Origin of the sequence: Flavobacterium reichenbachii, assembly GCF_002217435.1 — a bacterium.
Taxonomy (GTDB): Bacteria; Bacteroidota; Bacteroidia; order Flavobacteriales; family Flavobacteriaceae; genus Flavobacterium; species Flavobacterium reichenbachii.
The window spans coordinates 1-5,077 of record NZ_MUHF01000043.1 but is presented as its reverse complement, the minus strand read 5'-3'; the positions used below and the strand labels follow the sequence as shown (position 1 = coordinate 5,077).

Annotated in this window: 3 protein-coding genes; 1 reads left to right on the top strand and 2 read right to left on the bottom strand. The window is 36.0% G+C overall.

Going from position 1 to position 5,077, the window contains the following annotated elements; all coding sequences use genetic code 11:
- Positions 1-48 precede the first annotated feature (48 nt).
- Together B0A68_RS24215 and B0A68_RS24210 are read right to left on the bottom strand one after the other, a co-directional pair.
- Positions 49-1,167 (bottom strand): glycoside hydrolase family 88/105 protein, encoded by a 1,119-nt coding sequence (locus tag B0A68_RS24215; RefSeq protein ID WP_035689742.1) that lies wholly within the window; start codon positions 1,165-1,167, stop codon positions 49-51.
- 23 nt (positions 1,168-1,190) lie between these two features.
- A complete protein-coding gene (locus B0A68_RS24210) occupies positions 1,191-3,989 on the bottom strand; it encodes a glycosyl hydrolase (RefSeq protein WP_035689740.1) in 2,799 nt (932 codons plus the stop codon).
- Between the two features lie 444 nt (positions 3,990-4,433).
- Here B0A68_RS24210 and B0A68_RS24205 point away from each other — a divergent pair.
- On the top strand, positions 4,434-5,077 hold a 644-nt coding region (locus tag B0A68_RS24205), incomplete at its 3' end, for a carboxypeptidase-like regulatory domain-containing protein (protein WP_165770646.1).

Genomic DNA, 5,077 nt, shown 5'->3' with positions numbered 1-5,077 from the left:
CTATGTGTTGAAAATAATTATACCCGACGGTTTTACTTGTAAATGTTTTTATTTCATTTTATAAATTTCAGAACCAGCAAGCAAGAAACATCCTAAGCCATAATCTTCAAAATCAGGTATTTTATCGTACGATAAAGGCTGACCGTCTTTAGGTTCTTTTCCTGTTGACTGCAAAAAACCTAAAAAGCCGCTGGTGTGTAAACTTTCTGTTGTAACAGCATTCCACGCTTTTTGAACAACTGGCAGATAAGTTTCTTTTTTTAAGATACCGCTGTTGATTCCGTATGTAATTCCATAGATAAAAAGAGCTGTTCCAGAAGTTTCCTTTTCGCCAAAATTAGTAGGATCATGAAGACTTACATTCCAAAAACCATCTGCTCGCTGAATCGGAACCAAAGCTGCCGCCATTGCTTTTAAATCCTTAACATATTGTTCTCTGTGAGGCGCATTCTCTGGAATTATAGTCAGCACTTTTGCTAAGGCTGCAATTACCCAGCCATTGCCTCGGCTCCAGTAACAATTTTTGCCATTTGGCTCTTTATAAGGAGGATCAAAATCGGCATCACGCCACCATAAACCTTCTTTAGCATTAAAAAGACCGTTATCACCGTGCTTATTTCTAGAATACATATACATTTCATACATTTTTTCGAAATAACGATTGTCTTTTTCCAAAACCCCCATTTTTGCAAAAACGGGCATTCCCATTTGTATGGCATCAATCCACGACCAGTCTTCCAGCTGCGGCGTATTCAATAACATATTAATGTTGGCTTTCGTATTCTTTAGTTTTTTAGAATCTGGTTCCAGGTTATATAAGTCAATATAAGTCTGCGCCGCGCAGTAATTGTCTGCGTTGCGGGTTGTATTGCCGCTATTAAATCCCCATTTATGAAATTCGGCCCAAGAATAAGCATAATCATAATAAGTATCTTTCGGAAAAATTTCATGAAGCGCCATAAGTCCTTCATAGTAAACACCTCGCGTCCAGATATTACTTGGGCGCTCCTTGTTGGTAATAATTGTTTTTCCGGTTTCCGGCCATTTCTGCATAAAATAATCATTGGCAACAATCATCTGTTTTAAGATTAATTTCTTATCAAAATTTTGCTGTGAGTTTGCAGTATATGAAAGGCATATAGCGAAAAGTAAAAGTATTTTTTTCATTTTAATATTCGTTATGTTAATAGTTAGTTTTGTGGTTGCAGCGGCGTAATAGTAACAGGTCCTAATAATCCGGAAGGCATTGGAGTCCATTTGGTTGCGTCAAATTTTTTATAATCTTTATCGACCATATTAATTTCGTAGAAAATCTTCCATTCCTGACCTTTTAGCTCCATATCCCTGATTCTGTTTGCGGCAAGATTCGTGACCTGAATTTTTAAAGTGTTTTTGCCCGATTTTAATTTTCCGATATTCAATTGATACGGAACAGACCATGCTGTACCAATAAACTCATCATTAATCCAGACTTTTGCGCTTTCGCGGACATCTCCCAGATTCAAGCCCCAATTTTGTGTTTTAGTATTCGAATTTTCAAATTCTAAGGTATACGTTGCCGTTCCAGAAAATGCTTCTGCGTCAGGGCTTAATTTTGTCCAGGATTCTAATTTAGAAACCGATGTATTTGCCGGAAGTTTTGGACCGCCTTTATCAAAAGAAAGCTTCCAGTTTCCTTTTAATTCAACTGGTTTGGCCGTTTTTTCGTAGTAAACCCATTTCTTTTGAGAGGCTGTGTTTTCTGTTTTTAAGAAATACGATTTTCCCGGCTCAATAGTCAATTGAACAAAAGTATTTTTTTCTCTTTTTATTACAATTCCGTTCCCATAATCGCCTGTCAACGGATCGAAAATAATCACTTCTTTGTTAAGAGCTTGTAATGGAATATAAGGTCCGACTGCCACTGGGCCGTGGTTGACCACATAGTATATTTTTTCTCCATTTACAGTCCTGCGGATATATTTAAGACCGCTGATTACAAGACTTTCAGGGTTTATTTGAGCATCTGATAAGGCATCATCAATAGTAATAGGCACTTTTACTACTTCCTTATTTTCTATTAAAAGGGTTTGAAGCTGCTGTTCTTGTTTTTCGTAATCATTGTAGCCGGGAACAGATTTTGGAAGTCCTCCAAATATAATTACTGCTCCGGCTTTCTTTAGTTCAATAAGTTTTTGAAGAGTTGCCAACGGCATTTTTCTACAGGACGGAATTACCATTGCTTTGTAGTTCCCACCCGGCAGGGTGATTTGTCCGTTTACAACATTAGCTTGGTCAATAAAATCGTCAGAAACATAATCAATTCCATATCCTTTTTTTATAAGAGCCTGGTTGTAATAATAAAAAGATGTTCCGTAAAGCCATTCTGAAAGCGAATGTATTTTAAACTGGAAAAATAAATTTCCGTTTTGGTATTTGTCCCAAACATCAAAAACAGGCCAGTACATTAAGAGTTCATTGTCTGGTTTTCCCTGTTGCAGCATCGACTGGCAGTTTGAAATATAAGAGAATAAGGAAGGTGCATCTTCCCAAATTGTATTATTAGAATTAAAATTTACAGATGCATAAAATTTCCATCCCGGCCATGCTGCTCTTTCTGGAGAATAGGTCGAGCCATGAAGAAAAATATGATTTACACCGTTGAGCATCAATTCTTCGGCTTCTGGTTTGCATTGTGATAAAGCGGTCTTAAAATGTTCTCGAAGCCATGTAAAAGTTTCTGACGAAACCAGATTTTTACCAGAAATATGTGCTGCCGACGAAGAAAATTTCAGCATTACAGGATCGGCGTCACCTTCTCGAATGTCTTCTTTTTCGCGTCTGAATCCGGGAATTGCAAATGGCATTGAACCAAAAGTTTCACATTCAGGTATATCCGCAGAAGCGTATAAATCAATTAGATTTCCGGGAGAACCGTGCGCCTGAAGTTTGGTTTTAAATTTCTTCGAATGCGCCCAATCTGTCCACGTTTTATCAAATTTGTTTAATAATAAATCAGAAATAGTTTGTCTGTAGTCGCTTCTAATTCTGTTACCGATTTCATTGTCTTTTTCATTCAGTAATTTCGGAAGTTCTTTTTTTAAATCATAACCTCTTAATTTTTTAAATTCCTCAAAGAAATTTGGCGTAAAATCAGTTCCGTAAACCTCATAACTATCATTAAAAATAGCTCTGATTTTGCCTTCACGACCTTTAAAAGCATCATTAAAAGGCATTACATAAGCATTAAGTGCTTCTTTAGAATAATGATCGAGTGTATATCCTTTTCCGCCCGGAGCCGCTCTTTTTACCTGTTGTCCTGTTTTTCCGCTAAAAACGGCATAAATAGAATAATCTGTTTTTTTTGCTTTCCATTTTAATAAATTAGATTGTAAAATATTGGGCAGTGCAATGCTTGTGCCTTCAATTACTTTCTTCTTTTGTTTTATTTTTTTATGCTTTACCTGATCGGTCAGATTCACAAAAGAGCCGTCGCTGCCGTATGCTACAACATACAAAAGCTGTGCTGGTATTTTTTCTTTTGTAGTATCCAGCATAATATTTTTGTTAATCGTTTCATCTTTTTTAATCTGATATTTTTCTACAATCAGCTTTGTTGCGGCATTTTGCAGTGTTACCTGCGGTCCGCCATATGGCCAGCCAGTTCCCAAAACCATATCGACCTGCATATGAAGACTGTCTGCAACGTGAACGGTATAATCCAGCATCTCCATCCATTTTGGAGATAAATAATCAATGAAGTTTTTTTCTTCGCCTTTTACGCCATAAATCGGGGTAATTTCTACACCGCCAATTCCGGCTTTAGAAAAATCTATCAGACTTTTTTTTAAGTTTGGTTTGTCTACAGCGCTTCCCATCCACCACCAGCGCGCCCACGGCTGGTTTATATTGGTTGATGCCGGCCACGGATTTGTATTTTTCTGAGCATAAGAGGTTAAAGCTCCAAAAACGAATAAGGTAATAAAGCTGTATTTTTTAAGTCGTTTCATTAATTATTCTAAAATTATACTGTTTCTAAAATGTTTACAATCCTGCAGATTTGCATGTGCAAAGTATCAAAAAAATCTTCATAATAAAGTAAAAGTATTAGTAGCGATTGAAAATGCTATCCTGTTGCGTCCTGTATTTTTGAATTATTAATAAAAATTGATTTATCAGTAAAACCAATACTTATTTATTGTTTTCTTAGTTTTTTATATAATTGAATATGAAATGTAAAAAAATATTTTAATTATTTTTTTGATAATATATTTTTGAATTTCGCAATCAATTAACAATTGTAAATCAGATAGTTGTGTGTGAAATCTGTTAAAATAAACTTAACTTAAATCATAAGATATTGAATTCTAACAGGATACTACAGGATACTGTGAATACCTCTTCTAAATAAATTTGGGATAACTAACTAATTAATTAACCAAATTTGACTATTTATGAAAAACAAAATTAATCATCTGCTGCTGCTGGCCGTGTTTGCATTGCTTCATGCATCCGGTTATTCGCAGAATAAACAGGTTACAGGTATTGTTACTGATGCAGCCAAACTCTCTATACCGGGAGTAAATGTGCTGGTTAAGGGAACGGATAGAGGAGCCAGTACAGATTTTGACGGAAAGTATACAGTAAATGCTGCTCCTGGAGAAACTTTGGTTTTTTCTTTTGTAGGATTTGTAAAAAAAGAGATTAAAGTAGGTGCTGTAAACAGTTACAATATTACTCTTGAAGCAGAAAGTTCTACGCTGAATGAAGTTACGGTTATTGGTTATGGAACTCAGAAAAAGAAATTGGTTACAGGAGCAATATCGTCTCTTAAAGCCGATAATTTTACAGAAAGACCAATTTCAAGAGTAGATCAGGGATTAATTGGGCAGATTGCCGGTGTAAGAGTAAAACAAACAACAGGACTTCCTGGGCAGCCTTTTAGTATCGAGATACGCGGGGCAGGATCTATCACTGCAGGAAATGAGCCGTTGTACGTAATAGATGGTTTTCCTATTTCTACGGAAGGATCTAATGCAAATGGAGGTTTTTCTAACGGAAGTCCGCTTGACAATATAAACCCAAATGATATTGCTTC